Here is an 18,879-nt window from a genome sequence, read left to right as displayed (position 1 = left end):
ATCTAGGTTGCCACCTCGCCGCCCGGCTGTGACTTCGAGGAGGCAAGAACCCTGTCGAAGCTGTCGGAGTAGGTGCGGAACAGATCGCCGCCGTTGAGCTTGCGCAGGTGCATCACGGGGGCGTGTGGTGCCGGGAACCCGAGTACGTGCATGTTCACCAGCATTTCGTCGTCGAACCGGTAGATCGAGTTGTACAGCGTCGTGTCGTGATAGCGCACCTTGACTCCCGGAACGCCATCGAGCCGGTTGTAGTACTGCTGGACCTGGCGGATCTTCGCCGCCATAACACCGGGCGCACCCTCTTCGACGCTCTTCCGCTCGATGGCAGCGCTGGTTGGGTCACCGAGCAGAACCGTAACGGCGACTCCGTCGATCGCCTTCTGGCGCAATGTGTCGATGAGTCGCGGGTCCTGCTCGACGAGGAATAGGCCGGCGTAGGCCAGGACGTCGATCCGCTGCTCGGCCCGTTCGATCAGTTGATGCCACAGGTCGTACGGCACCGATGAACGCCGGGAGTAGAGCTGAACCATCTCGCTCTGGCCGATTCTCGACGCCTTCTCCGGCGTCACTGCCTTCGGCCACAGGTAGGGCACGTCCTGTCGCACCATCGCCGCAATGGCGTGCTGGTGCCGAGGGTACGGCGTGCGGTCCTGCGTGATCCACCGCTCCACCGTCTTCGGGTCGACGCCGATCCGCTCGGCCACCGCGACCGGGGTGAGGCCGTTTCGCAGGATGGCATCGCGCAGTCGCTCGTTCGCCATCGAACCCTCCTCAAGGGACAACTAGGGACAAGTTCATGCTATCCAAGACGTCCTTTAGTCGTCCAGCCCATCGGATGGGTCGTCTCCTGGAATCGAGGATTCTCTTTCTCAGAGAGGCCACGAGCAAGAGTCCACCGGGGACAAGCTCAACGACTGGCCCGAGACACAGGAGGTCTGTAAGTGAAGCTGTACGTGGACACCAAGGCGAAGCAGGTGACGGTGTCGAAGGACCCGGAGCCGAAGAACGACCAGAACGGCAATCAGCGGTCGGAGAAGGGAACGGGCCGGCTCATGTGGTCCACCCAGGTCTTCGTTCTCGACGAGAACGGCGGTGAGGTCATCACCATCACCACGGCGGGTGAGAAGCCGGGCGTGATGGTGGGGCAGCTCATCGAGGTCGAGCAGTTGGAGGCCATCCCGTGGGCGACCAACGGGCGTAACGGCGTCGCGTTCCGTGCGATCTCGCTGAAGCCGAAGGCTGGTTCGGCGGCCAAGTAAGTCCTTCGCACAGCGTGCTGTGTGAAGCCTGCGGTGTCTCCTGAAGCGGCCTACGGTCCGCTGACCTGATCCACCTCGGTCCGGGAATGTTACTGACTCCTACATTCCTGGCCCCGGCAATCCGTGGTTGCCGTTCTCGAAATTGTGGCGTGGGGTCGGTACTGGCTTCTATGCCTGCCGGCCCCTCTGCCCTCCACCTGTTTGGAGGTCCCCTATGGATCCCGATACCACTCTGACGGAAATCCGGGAACTGCTCGCCCACCAAGACAGCCCGGAAGGGTTCGGTGGTCTCGACACCCTCAACCTGATCGAGCTTGTGGAAGCGCTCGACAAGTGGTTGTCCCACGGCGGGCATCTGCCGGCCGCGTGGGTCGTCAACCGCCCGCACTGACCAGCCAACTGGTCATCGGAAGTAAGCGGCGCGGGGTCGGTCTGACTCCTACATCACCCGACCCCGTCGCCTCAACTCATCCAGCCCAACCACTGGGAGGACTCGTCGTGTCTAAGTCTAGCCCTCGCCGTCCGTTCGGCGGGAAGTCAACCGGAACGGTGACGGTCATCGAGGCCCGTGTTCACCGCTCCTGGGCTCGGAACGCCCGGATGGCGTTCGTCCTGACGGCGGTCATCGCCGGCCTGTTGGCGGCCGTGGTCGCCTCCTCCTACATGCACCCGATCCTGGCCTTGTTCGTCGCTGTTGCTGTCGGCGTGCCGTTGGGTGGGATCGTGTGGGTGCTGGTCCGTATCTGGCCGGTGATCCGGCTGCTGTGGTGGTGGACCCCGGAAATCGGCCTCGCCGGTCTGCTCCTGACCGGCTGGGTTCAACTCGCCGCGAACACTCCGACCCTGGTGACGCTTCTCGTCGTCGCCCTGGTCGTCGGCGTCCCGGCCGGTGTGACTCCGGTCCGCCGCCGGCTGGTGGCGTGGGGATGGTGCCTCGTGGTGCGGCATCGGCTGCGGGTGTGCTTCGCGCAGTTCATCATCGCCAACCAGTCCGGCAGTCTGCCGCTGATCCTGTGGGCCGCCCCGACCCCGGTCGGTGAACGTGTCTGGGTCTACCTGCGCCCTGGCCTGTCGGTCAAGGACCTGGAAGGCCGGCTGGACAAGATCGCCGTGACCTGCCACGCCTCCACCGTGCTCATCGAACGGGCATCGGACGGCAATTCCGCCTACGTGCGGTTCGACATCAAGCGCCGTGAGGTGCTGACCGCCAACGTCGGGTCGCCGCTGGTCGACGTGATCGACCCGGACACCCCCACCGTCGAGCAGGCACCCCCGGTGGTGCCGACCGCTCTGGACCTGCCCGACGTGCAGGCACCCACCATCACCCTGCCCAAACAAGGTGATCGGAAGCCGGCCAAGCCGGCCGCGACCACGACGGCCAACGGCACCAAGCCTGCGGCCACGTCGGCGGACGCCGACGACGACGTCTCCGACTGGATCTGACGCGCCTTACGGCCCACTGCCGCGCGCTGTCTGCGCAATTTCTCTTATGGAAGGACGGACCCTCATGTCCGAAGTCATCGCCAACTTTCCTCCTCCATCTTCCGATGGCGTTGCTATCGCGCATCAAGCAGTCGCCAACGGCGACTGGGACGAAGTGGACGCCCCCCTTTACCGGGCGTTGCTGGCAAACCTCCTTGTTGATTACCGCCGGTTGGAGCACTTCATTCGGTGGCTCAACCACGAAGGCACCCAGGACCAGAACATGCCCGGTGCCTACCTGGTGCTGACTGCCGAGGAACGGCAGCACTTCCTGTCAATCGTCGAGGCACACGCCCGGAATCTGCTGGCCAACGTCGCTGCGGCTCGGGAGCAGATCCCATCCGGCGACAACCTCGCCAACTAACCCACCTCGTGGGGCCAGCTGACGCGCTGGCCCCACCAGCCGCCAACCGCCGAAACGGAGACACTCCCATGCACAGCACCACTACTACTGCGAACGCCGGGATTCCGGTGGGGCCTGGCCTGTCGATGTTCGACCCGATCTTCATCGGCATCGACGAGTTCGGCCAGCCCGTCTACATCACCCTCGCCTACCGCAACCTCCTCGCCGGTGGCGAACCCGGCGGAGGTAAGTCCGGCCTGCTCAACGCCATCGCCGCCCACGCCGCCCTGTCCGTCGACAGCCGTCTGGTCCTCCTCGACGGGAAGTTGGTCGAGCTGGGGCAGTGGGAAGACTCCGCCGACGCGTTCATCGGGCCTGACATGCCCGCCGCCCTCGACGTCCTACGACGCCTCCAGCTGGTGATGAACAACCGCTACGCGTGGCTGCGCGCCCACAACCGGCGCAAGCTCACCGCCGCCGACCGCCTCTCCGTCATCACGGTCCTGGTCGACGAAATCGCCTTCTACTCCGCCACCGTCGGCACCAAACAGGAACAGGAAGAGTTCGTCGCCCTGCTCCGCGACCTCGTCGCCCGGGGCCGCGCCGCCGGCATCCCGGTGGTCGCCGCGACGCAGCGGCCGTCGTTCGACATCATCCCCACCTCGCTGCGGGACCTGTTCGGCTACCGCGCCGCGTTCCGCTGCACCACCCCCAACAGCTCCAACATCGTCCTCGGCCACGGATGGGCCGAGCAGGGCTACACGGCAACCGACATCGCCCCCACCAACCAGGGAGCCGCCTACCTCATCGCCGAAGGCGGCATCCCCCGCCGTATCAAGGTCGCCTACCTCACCGACGCGCAGATCGCCGGCATCGCCGACTACGCCGCCTGGATCCGCCGACCCGGCACCCCCGTCACCCCGGCCGGCTCTCCCACTGATTGGGGGATGGCGGCATGACCACCCGCGAACGCGCCTACACGAAGGCCAGCAACCAGCGCGCGAACCAGTACACCGAAATCTGGGTCGTCGGCAATCCGGAAGACCTGGCCGTGATGATCCAGGCCGCCAGCGCCACGGGCCGGCTCGTCTACGTCTCCGCCCCACACCTGATGGGCGGCGACGACACCCGACACCGCCGCTACCTGCGGCTCCGCAACCGATAGCAGTCGACGGAACCGGCTCACGCCCTGCAAAAGCCGATCCGGTTCCGCCGACCTCCACCAAGCCCTTCTGAAAGGACGTGGCTGCCATGAAGGCTACCCAAAACCCACCCACCGCAGTTCAGGTCACACCCGCTGACCTGCTGAGGATGGCTGCCCTCTACCTACGCCGGCACGGCTGGCACCAGGGCCGCTACTACGCCGCTACCACCACCTGGAACCCCACCCCGCCGGCCTGTGCCGCCGGGGCCATCGGCATCGCCACCGCCGGCCACCGAGTGGAGCACTTCTCCCAACTCGACCCGGACGCCCTGGGCGACTACCTCGCCGCACTCGCCGCGTTCGTCGACTACCTCGACACCGCGTATCCGCTGTTCCTCGTCGACGAGGACGGCTTCGTCATCGACGAGCACACCTCCCCCTACTCGTGGAACGACGACCCGACCCGGACCGCCGAGCAGGTCATCACCGCCCTTGAAACCGCCGCCGACGAATGGGACCACCTCCACACCACCGGAGGTGAGAACCGGTGAACACCGTCAAGAAGTCCTTGACACCCCGCGTCCCCGCGCAGAAGCGGCGCGACGTCGTCGAGAACACCGAGTTCGCCGGCTTCGCTCGGCGCATCATCCGCGCTCACGGTCGCCGCGTCGCCACCGGAGACGTCGAAGCACTCCGTGACCTGACCGCCCTGTCGGCGGTCATCGACCAGGCCATCACTGACGCCGTCATCGGCCTGCGCCAGTTCGGCTACTCCTGGGCCGAGATCGGCTCCCGCCTCGGCATCTCCCGACAGGCCGCCCAACAACGCTGGGGCGGTGATCGGCCGTGACCGACTTCGCTGACCACATCGGGCTGCGGGTCCGCTTCTACGACCCGCTCGGCACCCGCCACGGGTTCCCCACCTTCCCCTACCTGATGGCCCCCACCGGCCTGGCCACCCGCCGCCAACTCCGCGCCGCCGGCCTCCGACCCGGCGGTCACGACCCGGTCGCCCAGATCCTCTGGCGACGCGGCAAGCGGGTCGCCTACCTCTACCGCCTCGACCTCGCCGCACCCAAACGCACCGCCACCACCGCCCAACGGGCCGCTATCGCGAAGGCGCTGCGTGCCCGCCGGACCTGCCGGAACTGCGGCCAGGTCAAGCCCTACTACATCCCGCGCCGCTACGGCTGCTGCCTCGACTGCCACGAAGGAGACTCCTGATGGGCGTCCTGATCACCTTCGCCGTCATCCTCCTCATCGGTGCCGCCATGGCCTACATGGGCGGTGTCCGATGAACCCTCAACCCATCACCACCGGCACCCGCTTCGAAGGTGTCGTCCTGGTCCTCATCCTGCTCACCGTCGCCGGCTTCGCGGGAGCCGCCTCGTTCACCCACGTCAAAGACTGGACGCTTGCCAACTCCCCGACCGGCACGGGCGAGTGGTTCGGCTGGGCCAACGCCGTCATCTCCGAACTCGTCCCCATCGCGTGCCTAATGACCATCCGCCGACGCCGCCGTGTCGGCGCTCCCATCGGCTACCCCCTGTTCCTGCTCGTTGCCGCTGCCAGCCTGTCCCTGGCCGCACAGTTGGCGGTCGCCAAGCCCGGCGTCTCCGGCTGGCTCCTGTCCGCCGTCCCCGCCCTGGCCTTCATGGCCCTGGTCAAACTCGTCCTCGCCCCCACCAAGGGCACCAACCCCCCGTCGTCTACGCCGGTTGAGCCTGCCGAACCCATCCACGTCCAAGCCGCCGAACAGACCAGCGAAGCGCCTGCCGCCATCACCGCACCCGAACGGACCCCGGTCCCTACGGTCGAGCCGGTCTCGGCTCCGGAACCTGTCACCGCGCCGACCGTCGAACCGGTCGACGTTCCCGCGCACTTGTTGCCGATGGCCCGGTTCTCGGCCGTGCAGCACGAACAGGCCACCGGACGGCCCATCACGGTCGACGAGATGGCCGACCGACTCGACATCACCCCGGCCGTCGCCGGCCACCTGCTGGCCACTCTCAACGGCGGTGGGCGATGACCATCGTTCTCGTCGACGTCGAGCACGTCACCCACACCTGCCCCGCCGACCCGGAACCGCACCCGTTCGACACCCGCCGCACCGTCATCGACGTCATCCCCGGCGGTCCCTGCCGGACTCCGGTCACCATCCGCTGCGGCAACGTGACCACCCAAATTGCCTGTCACCGGCATGAGCCGGCCAAGCGCCAATGCGGCGCCTGCCGCGTCATCGTGCGCGAACGCACCATCACCACCCGCCCCCACACCATCGGGGTTGCGGCTTGATGGCGTCGACGCTGGACCTCACACCCCGGACCATCACGGCCCGGGGTGTGGGCTCGAACGCCGACACCACACCCGTGTACGACTACACCGCCGCCGGCTCCGCTCTCCTGCGTGCCACCCGTCCGGACTACTTCGGCTGGCTGGAACATGTCCGCGCCGCCGCCGGCTGCACCCGCCCGATCCGCCTCGCCGGCCAACTCCTCACCGTCGAGCAATCCACTGGCCGGGTGCTGGAGCAGCGGCACACCGACGCCATGCCCGACGCCGCGATCTACACCGCCTGCGGCAACCGCCGCGCCACCGTGTGCCCGTCGTGCGCGCACACCTACCAACGCGACGCGTTCCAGCTCCTGCGGGCGGGCCTGGTCGGCGGCAAGGGTGTGCCGGAGACGGTCGCCTCGCATCCGGCGGTGTTCGCCACCTTCACCGCACCATCGTTCGGCACCGTCCACACCCGCGTGATCCGCAAGCACACCTGCGGCAACCGGCGTCGCTGTGACTGCCGGGCCGAACCGTGCCACGCCCGTCGGGATGTCGGCCTGTGCGAGCACGGCCGTCCCGCCGTCTGCTGGGCTCGTCATGAGTCCGGTGACGCGGTGCTCGGTCGGCCGTTGTGCCTGGACTGCTACGACCACGACCACCAGGTCGTGTGGAACCTGTTCTCCGGGGAGCTGTGGCACCGCACCAAGCAAGCCGCGGAACGCTACCTCGCGAAGCTCGCCCGCCGTCGTGGCATTTCCCGCGTCGAGGTGGTCACCGCCTCTGGCAACATCCGCAAGGTTCCTCCGGTGCGGCTCTCGCCGGGCAAGGTGGCGGAGTTGCAGGCGCGGGGAGCGGTGCACTTCCACGCCATCGCCCGCCTCGATGGCGTCCACCCCGACGACCCCACCGCCGTCGTCCCACCCCCGCCCTGCTTCGGCGTCGGCGACCTGGTCGACGCGCTGCGCCATGCCGCCGAACAGATCGGCTTCCACACTCCGACCCACCCCGACCGGCCCGACGGATGGCCGATCACCTGGGGTGAGCAGGTCGACCTACGGCCGATCACCGCCGACGGAGCTGGTGAGGTCACCGATGGCATGGTCGCCGGCTACCTTGCCAAGTACGCCACCAAAAGCACTGAGGCCACCGGGCACACCTCCACCCGCCTGACCGCCGACACGATCGGGGACTACGCCGACCCCGACGGCGACCACACCGCCCGCCTCATCGACGCCTGCTGGCGCATCGGCCGACCCACAGGCACCCCCGTGCCACTGTCCGAGCGGCCCCGGGAGCCTCGACCCCGGCCCGGCTTCGTCCCGCGCTGGGAGTGCCCCGACTGCGGCACCCACACCCGCTACGCCGCCTGCCCCGTCTGCGTCGCCCACCGTCAAGCCGCCCTTGACACCGAACCCACGAAACCCGCCACCGGCAACCCGTACGCCCGGCTACGCCGCTGGGCGCACATGCTCGGCTACGGCGGTCACTTCCTCACCAAAGGCCGCCGCTACTCGGTCACCTTCCAACTTCTGCGCGACACCCGCGTGAGCTTCCGGCGGCACGAGCATCACGACCAGGCCGACGAGCACCCCGGCGCGTTCCGCGCCGTCGAGCACCACGACGACGACACGACTCTGATCGTCGGCACCCTCACCTTCGCCGGCGTCGGCTGGCACACCTCGGGTGACGCCCTCCTCGCCGCCACCGCCGCCGCCATGGCCCGTGAGCGACACACCACCGGCCGCGAAGAACTCGCCCATGAACTCGCCCATGAACTCGCCCATGAACTCGCCCATGAACTCGGCACTACCCCGGCCGGCACCGCGCCGGCTGCCGCCTGATCCGAGAGACCTGAGGAGGTCACCGTAATGAGCACCACCGCCCGCCCGGCTCCGGTCGTCCGGCTCGTCCCTCGTACGGGGGCGACCGTCGTCGAGCCGGTCACCTACACCGTGCGCGAGGTCGCCAAGCTGCTGGGCATCTCGCTCGGCAGCACCTACGCCCTCGTCCGCGACGGCACCATCCCGGCGACCCGCCTGGGTGGCCGCTGGTTGATTCCCCGCACCCGCTTCCACGCCTGGCTTGACGGCGTCGCCGAGCAACCCGCCGCCACCGGCACCGAGCACCGTCGGGGGCGCTGATGGGCTTCGTACGCAAGACCTCGGCCGGCACCTTCCGTGCGTGCTGGCGCGATCCTGCCGGCCAGCAGAAGTCGAAGAGTTTCCGCACGAAGCGGGAGGCCAACGCCTACCTGGTGGAGGTCGAAGGCAGCCTCAACCGGGGCACCTACGTCAACCCGCACGCCGGCCGGACCCGCTTCGGTGACTTCGCTCAGCAGTGGCTCGCCACCCGCTCAGTCGAGGCACGCACCACGGAACGGACCGTGTCGCTGCTGCGGGCGCATGTTCTGCCCAAGTGGGGTGACTGGCCACTCGGGAAGGTCGACTTCATGTCGGTGCAGGAGTGGGTGACCGGGCTCGGTCGTGACCTCGCCCCGGCAACGGTGGGCAAGTGCTACCAACTGCTCTCGATGATCCTCCGCACCGCCGTGCAGGCAAGGCTGATCGCGGTCAACCCCGCCGAGGGGGTGAAGCTGCCTCGGGACCGGTCCCGGGACGTCAAGCCGGTCACGATCAGCCGGGAAGACTTCTTCGGCAAGCTGCTGCCGGCCGTGCCGCCCCGTCACCGGGCCATCGTCTGTGCCGCCGCCGGGGCCGGGCTCCGCTGGGGCGAGTGCGCCGGGCTCACCTGGTCGTCAGTCGACCTCGACCGGGCATCGCTGCGCGTCGTCCAGGTCGCCGAGGAGACCCACGGCGGGATTATGCTGCGCCCGTACCCGAAGAGTCGCGCCGGAGTACGGACCGTGCCGCTGCCCGGCTTCCTCGTCGACGCGCTGCGCCAGCTGCATGCCGCCGCCGACAACTCGGACCCGCGCACGCTGGTCTTCCGCGACCGGGTCGGCCGTCCGCTGCGCCGGTCGAACTTCCGCCGTCGGGTCTGGCTGCCCTCGCTGGTCCGCGCCGGGCTCCTCGGCCAGGTCGTCGACGCCGGCCCGCACCGGTACCGGGCGCAATGGCCCGACCGGGAAGGCATCGAGTGGTCGGCGGAGGTCACCACCGAACGGGAAGCGGTCGCCTGTATCGCGGCCAAGGCCGTCGGCGGGATGCGGTTCCATGACCTGCGGCACGCCTACGCCACCTGGCTGGTCACCGACGGCGTACCGATCAACCTGGTGCAGCGGGTGATGGGCCACGAGCAGGCGTCCACCACGCTCAACCGGTACACCCACACCCCGGACGACTACGCCGCCCGCGTCCTGGCGGCCTTCGACGGCTCTGCTGCCTCTCTGCTGCCTCTGGCCCCGGAGACGCCGCAGGATGAGGCTACTGGCGACATCGGGGACGACCTGTGAGCAGCACCGGAGCACTCACGGCGCAAAGGGACGACCCCCGTCGGGGGGAGACGGGGGTCGTCTGAAGGTTCGGCTCCGGGGGGGTCGAGCCGAACCCGCTCAGCGGTCACGGGGGGTGCAACCGCCGAGGGTCTGCCGGTGTACGAGATATGAATGGTTGTGCTCTGCACAAGTCTGCCTGAGCGGACCTGTGTACGTCGAGTGGTGTAACCTCCACTCCCCGCGAAATCCTGTTCGCAGCGTGTGACCGCGGTCACTCTTCGCAGGCGGGTGGGGGCGGCCCGCAGGTCCGAGTGCTCTTCAGCCCCCGGGCACCCGCCGACCATAGTGCATCGGGCTAGACTTTCGCGCCGTGGGCCGAAGTGCCGCTTTCTTCGATCTGGACAAGACCGTCATCGCCAAGTCGAGCGCCCTGGCGTTCGGCAGGCCGTTCTACCGGGACGGCCTGATCACTCGACGTGATGTGGTCAAGTCGGCGTACGCGCAGTTGATGTTCCGGCTGGGCGGCACCGACGAGCAGACCATGGCCCGGACCCGCGACTATCTCGCCACGCTCTGCAAGGGGTGGCCGGTGGAGCAGGTCCGCCAGATCGTCGCGGAGACACTGCATGAGCTGATCCACCCTTATGTGTACGCGGAGGCCGCCGCGCTCATCGAGGAGCATCAGGCCGCCGGACGGGACGTGGTGCTGGTCTCCGCCTCGGGCGAGGAGATGGTGCGCCCCATCGGCGCGTTGCTCGGGGTGACCGACGTGATCGCCACCCGGATGGGCGTGGTCGACGGTCGGTACAGCGGTGAGGTCGAGTTCTACGCCGCCGGTCCCCGCAAGGTCGAGGCGGTCAGCGAGCTCGCCACCGCCCGCGGCTACGACCTGGCCGACTCGTACGCCTACTCCGACTCGTACAGCGATCGCCCGTTGCTGGAGTGCGTGGGTCATCCGTCGGTGGTCAACCCGGACCGGCAGCTACGCCGGCTGGCGGTGGAGAACGCCTGGCCGGTGCTCGAGTTCCGGCATCCGGTGCCGCTGGGCCGGCGGCTGCGCGAGCGGCCCGCCGTTCCGGTCGCCGCGGCGGCGCTCGGCGTGGGCGTCGGAGTGGCCATCGGCATCGCCTGGTACGGCCGGCACCGCCGCACCCGCGCCCCCGCCTCGCCAGCCTGACCGGCCGAGCATTGCACCCGTACCCGGGCCAGCCTCGCCCCGCCTGACAGCGCAGGCGCACGAGCAGCCGTGCCCGGTCAGGCGGCCAGGATCTCGTCGCCGATCGCGGTGAGCTGGTCGGCGCCCACCTCGACGGCGGACATGTAGTGGCGGAGCCAGGATCGCAGGCCGTCCGGGGTGCCGGTGGCGAAGGAACCGGCCGCGCCCACGTACTCCGGCTCGCGTTCCCGGTGCCCTATATCGACGGCGAGCAGGCCGCGTGGGTCGAATCCGGTGGAGAGCAGCACGAGACGGGCCGCGCCCCGGGCCACCACGCCCGACGGGCCGGCGAACGGCCGCAGGTTGAGCAGTTCGCCGTGCACGACGGCGGCCAGCACCAGCGGGGTGACCCGGGTGCCGCCGGTCACCAGCGTGGCCAGGGCGTCGAGCCGGGCGGCGACCACCGGGTCGTCGACCGGGCGGCCCAGCTCGGCTTCGGTGACCATCTCGCGGGCGGCGAGCACGTGCAGCTTCGCCAGCGCCTGCCGGGGGGCCTTCGGCCAGAGTTCACTGAGCCCGGGCAGGGCTCCGGCCACCCGCAGCGCACCCTGGAGCACCGGTTCGGTGACGGTGCCGGCGCGTACCGCCTCCCGCTCGTGGTGGTGGCCCTCCAGGCCGGCGCTGGCCACCGCGGAGCGCAGGCTCACCTCTGCGGCGACCTGGCCGCCGTGGCGGCGCAGCGCCCGATGGCCCAGCGCCCGGTCGAACCGGTCACGGGCACGCTCCACGGCGGTAGCGATGTCGGCGAGGTCGAGCAGCGGCGCGAGCGGATCGGCGGTCACCCCGACACGTTAGCGATGATGCCTGTCGCCCCGGGCGCGAGTCACCGGCAACGCGATCCCCGCCACCTGCATGGCCGATGAGTAGGGCTGCCCTGCCCCTCGGCGCGTGGGAGGGGCCGTTGAGCGACGGGCGCGTCGGGGATCGGTCGCCACGCTCGGCCGCCGCGACTAACCTCCGGGAGAGACCCAGGTCACCCGAGCAACGAGGAGTCACCCCATGAGCGAGCGGCAGCGAGCGAATCATCAATGCAGCGCGCTGGTGCCTCAGGGCGGCACGAAGCGAAGCGGAGTGCCGGCATGAGCGAGGCATTGGCCAATCTGCTGAACGAGACGCGCCAGTTCCCGCCGCCGGCCGAACTCGCCGCCGACGCCAACGTCACCGGGGACGCGTACGCCGAGGCGGAGGCCGACCGGCTCGCCTTCTGGGAGCGTCAGGCGGCCCGGCTGGCCTGGAGCAAGCAGTGGGACCAGGTGCTGGACTGGTCCCGGCCGCCGTTCGCGAAGTGGTTCGTCGGCGGGCAGTTGAACGTGGCCTACAACTGTCTCGACCGGCACGTGGAGGACGGCCGGGGCGACAAGGTGGCGATCCACTGGGAGGGCGAGCCCGGCGACAGCCGCACCATCACCTACGCCGACCTGCACCGGATGACCTGTCAGGCGGCGAACGCGCTCACCGACCTCGGGGTGACGGCCGGTGACCGGGTGGCGATCTACCTGCCGATGATCCCGGAGGCCGCGGTCGCGATGCTGGCCTGTGCCCGGATCGGCGCCACGCACAGCGTGGTCTTCGGCGGCTTCTCCGCCGACGCGCTGACCAACCGGATCCAGGACGCCTCGGCGAAGGTGGTGATCACCGCCGACGGCGGGTACCGGCGCGGCAAGCCGTCCGCGCTCAAGCCGACCGTCGACGAGGCGGTGGCGAACTGCCCGTCGGTCCAGCACGTCCTGGTGGTTCGGCGTACCGGCGAGGAGGTCGGCTGGTCCGAGCGGGACCACTGGTGGCACGAGACGGTGGAGCAGGCGTCGGCCGAGCACACCGCGGAGTCGTTCGACTCCGAACACCCGCTGTTCATTCTCTACACCAGCGGCACCACCGCCCGCCCGAAGGGCATCCTGCACACCACCGGCGGTTACCTGACCCAGGCCGCGTACACCTCGTACGCGGTCTTCGACCTGAAGCCGGACTCCGACGTCTACTGGTGCACGGCGGACATCGGCTGGGTGACCGGTCACTCCTACATCGTCTACGGCCCGCTCGCCAACGGCGTGAGCCAGGTGATGTACGAGGGCACCCCGGACACTCCGCACAAGGGCCGCTTCTGGGAGATCGTCGACCGGTACCGGGTGACCATTCTCTACACCGCGCCAACGTTGATCCGCACCATGATGAAGTGGGGTGAGGAGATCCCGGCCGAGCACGACCTCTCCTCGTTGCGGCTGCTCGGTAGCGTCGGCGAGCCGATCAACCCCGAGGCCTGGATGTGGTACAGGCAGCACGTGGGGCGGGGTGAGCTGCCCATCGTGGACACCTGGTGGCAGACCGAGACCGGCAGCATGATGATCTCGCCGCTGCCGGGCGTGACCGCCGCCAAGCCGGGTTCGGCGATGACCCCCCTGCCGGGTGTCGTCGCGGACGTGGTGAACGACCAGGGCCAGTCGGTGCCCAACGGCGGCGGCGGTTACCTCGTGCTGCGGGAGCCGTGGCCGTCGATGCTGCGTACCATCTGGGGCGACGACAACCGGTTCATCGAGACGTACTGGTCGCGGTTCGGCGCGGGTGCCAGTGGCGACGCCAACGCCCCGTGGATCTACTTCGCCGGGGACGGCGCCAAGAAGGACGACGACGGGCACGTCTGGCTGCTCGGCCGGGTCGACGACGTGATGCTGGTGTCGGGGCACAACATCTCCACCACCGAGGTGGAGTCGGCGCTGGTGTCGCACCCGTCGGTGGCGGAGGCAGCGGTGGTCGGCGCGACCGATCCGACCACCGGGCAGGCGATCGTCGCGTTCGCCATTCCCCGGGGCAGCACCGAGATCTCCGGCGAGGCCGGTGAGCAGCTCATCGCCGAGCTGCGCAACCACGTGGCGCGGACGCTCGGCCCGATCGCCAAGCCCCGGCAGATCATGCTGGTGCCGGAGTTGCCGAAGACCCGGTCCGGCAAGATCATGCGTCGGCTGCTGCGGGACGTGGCGGAGAACCGTTCGTTGGGTGATGTGACCACGTTGCAGGATTCGTCCGTGATGGACCTGATCGCCTCCGGTATGAGCGGCGGCAAGTCCGACGAGGACTGACGACAGGCGTACGACCCCAAGGGTGGCGGTCCGGGATCGGGCCGCCACCCTCGTCATGTTTCCGCACGTCGCACCAACGACGGGCACCCGAACTACCCCGACCAGGACACGGACCCGGATATGCCCGGCCCGACGAAGTCCGGCGGTCCACTGCACAACGAGATCCCCGAGCCGGACCGGCCGGGCGGACAGACGAGGAGATCGCCGCCGACGCGCGGGCAACGGACGAGTGGGACCGCCAGATCGGCGACACCGCCGTCTGGATCGGCGACCACACCATCCAGCCGGAGAACGGCGGTCGAAGCGTCTTCGACCACGAGCATGCCGGCGTTCGGTCGGATCGGCCCGGCACCCACGCCGACGGCACCAACCGATCGGCAGGACAGGGCCCTAGGCTGTCCGGCATGACCGAGCAGCGTGACGAGGCCGTCGACGAGTCCTGCGTACTCACCGAGGGGCCGTGGACGCACCGGTTCGTGGGTGCCAACGGCAGCCGCTTCCACGTCGTGGAGGCCGGCACCGGGCCGATGGTGCTCTTCCTGCACGGCTTCCCCGAGCACTGGTGGGCCTGGCACCGGATGCTACCGGCGGTCGCCGACGCCGGCTTCCGCGCCGTCGCGATGGATCTGCGGGGCTACGGCGCCAGCGACAAACCACCCCGGGGGTACGACGGCTACACCCTCGCGGCCGACGTCGCCGGGCTGATCCGGGCGCTGGGCGAGCGCTCGGCCACGCTGGTCGGCACCGGTGCCGGCGGCATGATCGCCTGGACCGCGGCGTCGTTCCATCCCAACCTGATACGCCGCCTGGTGGTGCTCGGCGCCCCGCACCCACTGCGGCTGCGGGCCGCCATCTTCGCTGATCCACGCGGTCAGTTCGCCGCGTCGACCCCGGCGCTGAGGTTCCAGCTGCCCCGGTACGAACACCTCCTCACCCGCGACAACGGCCGCGCGGTGGAGGAGATCCTGGGCCGGTGGGGCGGCGACCGCTGGGTCACCGGTGCCGACTTCTCCGACTACGCGCGGCGCTACCGGGAGGCCATGCGGATCCCGCAGGCCGCCTTCTGCGCCCTGGAGGGCTACCGGTGGGCGTTTCGATCGGGGCTGCGGCTGCACGGCTACCGGTTCGTGAAGCTGATGCAACGACCGCTGTCCGCTCCCACCCTGCAACTGCACGGCGCGCGGGACGTGGCCGCGTTGCCGCGCACCGCCCAGGGCTCCGGGCGCTACGTCAGTGCGCCGTACGAGTGGCGACTGCTCGACGAGGTCGGGCACTTCCCTCACCTGGAGACACCGGAACTGGTGCTCGGTGAGGTGCTGCGCTGGGCGAAGTCCTGACCCGCGCGGACGGGCTCAGACCCGCTGCTCGCGTACGTCGCTGACCTCGCCGACGGGGGCCCAGCCCTGGTAGACGCCGAAGTCGAACGCCTCCAACCGCATCGCCTGAGCGACCGGCCAGCGTCCACCGGTGTACTCGACCCGCAGCCATCCGTCGTGCTCGGCCAGCACGATGAACGGCTGCCCCTTCCAGGTGCAGGTGGTGCGGACGTACGCCAGTGCCTCGATCTCGTTCGCCGGGACCACCCGGACGTGCCGGCCGGGGCGCACCTCGGTGAAACCGTCGGTCGCGTCCGGCTGGTACAGCCGAACCTCGCCGCCGTCCGGGCTGGCCTGGAACTCCCGCCCGCGCCAGCGCGCCACATAGCCGTCCCGCATCACCGCTCACCGACCTCCTGCCAGGAGAGCGTGTCGGCGTCGAGCACGGCGATCAGCCGCTCGCTGCCCGAGGCGTCGATGCGCACCAGTTGAGCGCCGTGCGGCAACCGGACGCTGTCCACCTTGAACTCGGCGAGCACGTCGCTGCCCGAACCGGGGGCGAAGCCGTTGCCCCGGAACGGGGGCCGTTCGATCACCCAACCCTCCATCGCCCGCATGGCCGCCTCGTTCTGCCCGCCGTAGGGGATGCGGTACAGGCTCGGCCGGTACGCCGGCCACCTGAGCACGTAGATCTGTTCGGCGTCGGGCGCGAAGGGCGACTCGGCATGGTTGAGGCCGAGCGCCTGGTAGAGGGCGGCCGGGGTGGTGAGATGCGCCAACTCGCTCGCCCGGTGGACGAATCCGGAGACCCGGTCGTAGCCCCGTTCCAGGTAGTAGCCGAGTTGGCTCGGTGCGATCGCCTTCTGCATCACGATCGGCCGGGCCGGGTCGCCCGGCGGTGCCGCCTGTCGTGGACCGCTCGCCGGTGCGGGAGCCTCGACGGTCGGCTCGGGCTCGCCCTCAGCGTCGTCGCCGAGGCCGAGTTCGGCAGCCCAGTTGGCCAGTCCGACGATCTGCTCACCGGGCAGCTTTGCGCCCACCGGGGTGCCGGGGTTGACCGCGAACGACCACGCCGGGTCGGGCCACCTACGGATCAGCTGGACGAAGCGGACCTGGACCGTCTCGGCCGCCGGATCGGTGTGGTCGGCGAGGCGCTGCGGAGAGGTGTATGCCACCACGAAGGTCTGCCCGTCCAACTGCACCGCCGGCCAGACGAAACCCGGGTCGCCGGGGTGGCTACCGGGGGCGGAGTCGGCCGCGACGGGCATGAGGACCCGGGCCAGCAGCAGCGTGGACAGGAAGGTGTCGGTGCTGCCGGCCTCGGCGGCGCCGTACAGGTCCTCCTCCACCTCGTTGGCGGGCCGGAAGGGCGGCACGGCGACGGACGCGGTGGCCGCCTCGGACGCGGCGGGGTCGGGCACCGGGACTCCGGCGGCCACGGGCGCTTCCGTGGCCGGCGCGGTCGATGCGGGCACCGAGGACGGCGACGCCGTCGACGGCGGTGCGGACACCGGGGTGAACAGCGAGGGTGTCTCCGTGACCGGGGCGGCCGTCGGGTGGGCGGCGGCCGGAGGTGCCACCCCGGCGTCGGTGTCCGTCCGGGTCCGGCTGTCCGTTGCCGGGGTGACCGTCGGAGCAGCCACCGCCGGCTCGGGCATCACCGTCCGGACCGGAACGGTCGGCTCGGGCGTCACCGTCGGCGTCACCACGGTCGGCTCGGCTTCCGAGACGCTCGGCGTCGGAAAGCGCACCGTCGGCTCCGGATCGGCGGCTGTCGGCTCCGGTGCCGGCACGGGCGAGGCCGCCACCTCGGTGTCCTCCGGTGCCGGACGAGCGGACGGTGCCCCCGCCTGGGACACCGGCCCGCTGCCGCCGTGCGGTGCCCCGCCGGGGTGACCGTTGGTCATGGTGAGGTCGCGGGCCTCGATGATGGTGCCCTCTATGACGATCGGGGTGAAACCGCGGCGCGGCGCGGGCGGAGCGGAGACCGGCTCGGCCGCCGTGGCCGGCTCCTCCTCGACCGGCTGGCGCCGGGGTAGCGCCTGGGTCGGGTCACCGCCGCCAGCGGTCGGATCACCGCCGCCCGGTGCCGCCCAGCCCGCCGGGGTGCTCACCCGCAGCGGTCGGACCGGCCCGTCGGGCGGCGGCAGCGGTTGGGTCGCCTCCTCGTTCGGGACCGGTCGCGTCCGGGTGGTGGCCTGGTCGTTCTCGCTGAACACGAAGGCGCGAGTCGGCCCGTCGGACGGCGGTTCGCCGGCCGGTCCGCGCCGGGGGAACGGCTGACCGCCCCGGAACCGGGACGGTGGCGCGGCCCGCTCGGCAAGGCGGTCACCGCGATGCGTCGAGCGACCGTTGGCAGGCTCGAAGAAGGAGCGCTGAGCTGGCGGGTCGGAACCGGCCGGTCGTCCGTTGCTGGGCGCTCCGGGCCGCTCCGGCGCCACGGGCCATCCCGGCCCGGCAGAGCTCGGCTCCTCGTTCCGGCCCGGCGACGGCCGCCGTGGCGACATGCCGTCTCTGCTGGGGCCGTCCGGCCGGACACCGCCGAGATCACCCGGCCGCTGCGGGCCGGCCGCATCGGCCCGGCCCATCCCGCTGCCGTCGGGTCGAGCCGGGCGGGGCGGAGCGGGTGCCCGCTCGGCGGGCTCCGGTCGGTGCGGACCGGCGACCGTGCCCGCCGCCGATGGCACCCCGGGAAGATGGAAGGCCGCCGGCACCACCGGCGGCGCCGGGGAGACCTGGGTCGGCCGGACCGGACCCGGTTGCCGCGGTGGGGACGGCGGATTCGGCGTCGCCGGGGCGGGTGCCGCCGAGGCGGCGTCGCGGGCCCGGTTCAGCGCCTCCACGCGCTCCAACCGGGCACGGGCGCCCACCGTACGGCCGGGTAGCCGGACGTCACCTCGGGACAGCTGGGAGACGTACCAGGCGGGCAGGTAGCCCTCGATGGCCAGGCCCGGGTTCACCGCCAGCCACCACTCGTGGTTCGGCCAGCTCGCGGCGAGTTCGGCGTAGCCGGTGCGTCGGCTGGGGCCGGCGTGCTCACCGAGGCAGGCCCGCATCGCCTCGGCGGAGGTGAACGCCAGCACGTGTGTCCGGCCGCCGGTCGTCCAGGTGCCCCAGCCCACCGGCGTCTGCCCCGCGGCCGCCTGGGCGGAGACCGGTAGCAACAGCTCGACACCGGACAGGATACGGAAGTAAAGCTGCTGGTCATTGCCGTGCAGCGCGTCGCGCATCGCCGCCTCGGCCCCGGTGGCCGGCTCCCAGTCGGTCACGGCCACCCCTCCTCCCGGACACAGGCCATAGGTATCGGGTACAACCTACAAGGTGATCACAAGATCACAATGCCAGGCTGGCGGTGGCCCGCCCGGTTCACCAGC

The 18,879-nt window shown here is 70.3% G+C and carries 21 protein-coding genes and 1 pseudogene; 18 read left to right on the top strand and 4 right to left on the bottom strand.

Annotated elements, in window-relative coordinates:
- Nucleotides 1–2: 2 nt before the first annotated feature.
- Nucleotides 3–704: an XRE family transcriptional regulator gene (locus AC2CHE_RS00960; RefSeq protein WP_484502949.1), complete on the bottom strand. Its 702-nt coding sequence runs from the start codon at nt 702–704 to the stop codon at nt 3–5.
- 237 nt (nt 705–941) lie between these two features.
- Between AC2CHE_RS00960 and AC2CHE_RS00955 the strand changes: the two genes are divergently transcribed.
- From AC2CHE_RS00955 to AC2CHE_RS00885, 15 genes are all read left to right on the top strand, one after another.
- Nucleotides 942–1,259, top strand: coding sequence for a hypothetical protein (locus tag AC2CHE_RS00955; RefSeq protein ID WP_210940112.1), 318 nt, complete (start codon nt 942–944; stop codon nt 1,257–1,259).
- Between the two features lie 214 nt (nt 1,260–1,473).
- Nucleotides 1,474–1,650, top strand: a complete 177-nt coding sequence (locus AC2CHE_RS00950; RefSeq protein WP_484502948.1) for a hypothetical protein — start codon at nt 1,474–1,476, stop codon at nt 1,648–1,650.
- Nucleotides 1,651–1,808: 158 nt separating this feature from the next.
- Nucleotides 1,809–2,702 carry a hypothetical protein gene (locus tag AC2CHE_RS00945; RefSeq protein WP_484502947.1) on the top strand — a complete coding sequence of 298 codons (894 nt, stop codon included), beginning with the start codon at nt 1,809–1,811 and terminating at the stop codon, nt 2,700–2,702.
- Between the two features lie 64 nt (nt 2,703–2,766).
- Nucleotides 2,767–3,105 (top strand): hypothetical protein, encoded by a 339-nt coding sequence (locus AC2CHE_RS00940; RefSeq protein WP_484502946.1) that lies wholly within the window; start codon nt 2,767–2,769, stop codon nt 3,103–3,105.
- A gap of 68 nt (nt 3,106–3,173) precedes the next feature.
- A complete protein-coding gene (locus AC2CHE_RS00935) occupies nt 3,174–4,043 on the top strand; it encodes an FtsK/SpoIIIE domain-containing protein (protein WP_484502945.1) in 870 nt (289 codons plus the stop codon).
- Nucleotides 4,040–4,249, top strand: a complete 210-nt coding sequence (locus AC2CHE_RS00930; RefSeq protein ID WP_282237285.1) for a hypothetical protein — start codon at nt 4,040–4,042, stop codon at nt 4,247–4,249. The genes AC2CHE_RS00935 and AC2CHE_RS00930 overlap by 4 nt, the downstream gene beginning before the upstream one ends.
- Nucleotides 4,250–4,335: 86 nt before the next feature.
- The gene (locus AC2CHE_RS00925; protein ID WP_484502944.1) at nt 4,336–4,779 is read left to right on the top strand and encodes a DUF6197 family protein; all 444 of its coding nucleotides are present in this window, start codon (nt 4,336–4,338) and stop codon (nt 4,777–4,779) included.
- Nucleotides 4,776–5,078, top strand: coding sequence for a hypothetical protein (locus tag AC2CHE_RS00920; protein ID WP_484502943.1), 303 nt, complete (start codon nt 4,776–4,778; stop codon nt 5,076–5,078). The genes AC2CHE_RS00925 and AC2CHE_RS00920 overlap by 4 nt, the downstream gene beginning before the upstream one ends.
- On the top strand, nt 5,075–5,452 hold the full coding sequence (locus AC2CHE_RS00915) for an RRQRL motif-containing zinc-binding protein (protein ID WP_484502942.1): 378 nt from the start codon (nt 5,075–5,077) through the stop codon (nt 5,450–5,452). Before AC2CHE_RS00920 ends, AC2CHE_RS00915 begins: the two co-directional genes overlap by 4 nt.
- A gap of 70 nt (nt 5,453–5,522) precedes the next feature.
- Nucleotides 5,523–6,257 (top strand): hypothetical protein, encoded by a 735-nt coding sequence (locus AC2CHE_RS00910; protein ID WP_484502941.1) that lies wholly within the window; start codon nt 5,523–5,525, stop codon nt 6,255–6,257.
- Nucleotides 6,254–6,523 carry a hypothetical protein gene (locus AC2CHE_RS00905; RefSeq protein WP_210940122.1) on the top strand — a complete coding sequence of 90 codons (270 nt, stop codon included), beginning with the start codon at nt 6,254–6,256 and terminating at the stop codon, nt 6,521–6,523. The genes AC2CHE_RS00910 and AC2CHE_RS00905 overlap by 4 nt, the downstream gene beginning before the upstream one ends.
- Entirely contained in the window at nt 6,523–8,346 is a 1,824-nt protein-coding gene (locus tag AC2CHE_RS00900) for a replication initiator (RefSeq protein WP_484502940.1), read from the top strand. Before AC2CHE_RS00905 ends, AC2CHE_RS00900 begins: the two co-directional genes overlap by 1 nt.
- 27 nt (nt 8,347–8,373) lie before the next feature.
- Nucleotides 8,374–8,646 (top strand): helix-turn-helix domain-containing protein, encoded by a 273-nt coding sequence (locus AC2CHE_RS00895; protein ID WP_484502939.1) that lies wholly within the window; start codon nt 8,374–8,376, stop codon nt 8,644–8,646.
- The gene (locus AC2CHE_RS00890; protein WP_484502938.1) at nt 8,646–9,917 is read left to right on the top strand and encodes a tyrosine-type recombinase/integrase; all 1,272 of its coding nucleotides are present in this window, start codon (nt 8,646–8,648) and stop codon (nt 9,915–9,917) included. Before AC2CHE_RS00895 ends, AC2CHE_RS00890 begins: the two co-directional genes overlap by 1 nt.
- Before the next feature lie 352 nt (nt 9,918–10,269).
- Nucleotides 10,270–11,076, top strand: coding sequence for an HAD family hydrolase (locus AC2CHE_RS00885; protein WP_484502937.1), 807 nt, complete (start codon nt 10,270–10,272; stop codon nt 11,074–11,076).
- A 77-nt stretch (nt 11,077–11,153) separates the two neighbouring features.
- On the opposite strand, the gene AC2CHE_RS00880 is transcribed toward AC2CHE_RS00885, so the two are convergent.
- Entirely contained in the window at nt 11,154–11,897 is a 744-nt protein-coding gene (locus AC2CHE_RS00880) for a Fic family protein (RefSeq protein ID WP_484502936.1), read from the bottom strand.
- A gap of 297 nt (nt 11,898–12,194) precedes the next feature.
- Here AC2CHE_RS00880 and acs point away from each other — a divergent pair, with 297 nt between their 5' ends.
- The 3 genes and pseudogenes from acs to AC2CHE_RS00865 all read left to right on the top strand — a co-directional run bounded on the left by acs (nt 12,195) and on the right by AC2CHE_RS00865 (nt 15,526).
- Nucleotides 12,195–14,189 (top strand): acetate--CoA ligase, encoded by a 1,995-nt coding sequence (gene acs, locus AC2CHE_RS00875; protein ID WP_484502935.1) that lies wholly within the window; start codon nt 12,195–12,197, stop codon nt 14,187–14,189.
- Nucleotides 14,190–14,264: 75 nt separating this feature from the next.
- Nucleotides 14,265–14,515 (top strand): annotated as a pseudogene (locus tag AC2CHE_RS00870) (immune inhibitor A domain-containing protein); the annotation flags it as partial.
- A 78-nt stretch (nt 14,516–14,593) separates the two neighbouring features.
- On the top strand, nt 14,594–15,526 hold the full coding sequence (locus tag AC2CHE_RS00865) for an alpha/beta fold hydrolase (protein WP_484503027.1): 933 nt from the start codon (nt 14,594–14,596) through the stop codon (nt 15,524–15,526).
- A 15-nt stretch (nt 15,527–15,541) separates the two neighbouring features.
- Here the strand turns inward: AC2CHE_RS00865 and AC2CHE_RS00860 are convergent, their stop codons facing one another.
- The gene (locus AC2CHE_RS00860) at nt 15,542–15,907 is read right to left on the bottom strand and encodes a hypothetical protein (protein WP_484502934.1); all 366 of its coding nucleotides are present in this window, start codon (nt 15,905–15,907) and stop codon (nt 15,542–15,544) included.
- Nucleotides 15,904–18,774, bottom strand: a complete 2,871-nt coding sequence (locus AC2CHE_RS00855) for an SseB family protein (RefSeq protein ID WP_484502933.1) — start codon at nt 18,772–18,774, stop codon at nt 15,904–15,906. Before AC2CHE_RS00855 ends, AC2CHE_RS00860 begins: the two co-directional genes overlap by 4 nt.
- Nucleotides 18,775–18,879 lie beyond the last annotated feature (105 nt).

This window comes from Micromonospora sp. ATLC16 (assembly GCF_057196645.1).
The sequence above is the reverse complement of the archived record's forward strand: the minus strand, read 5'-3'. Positions and strand labels throughout refer to the sequence as shown.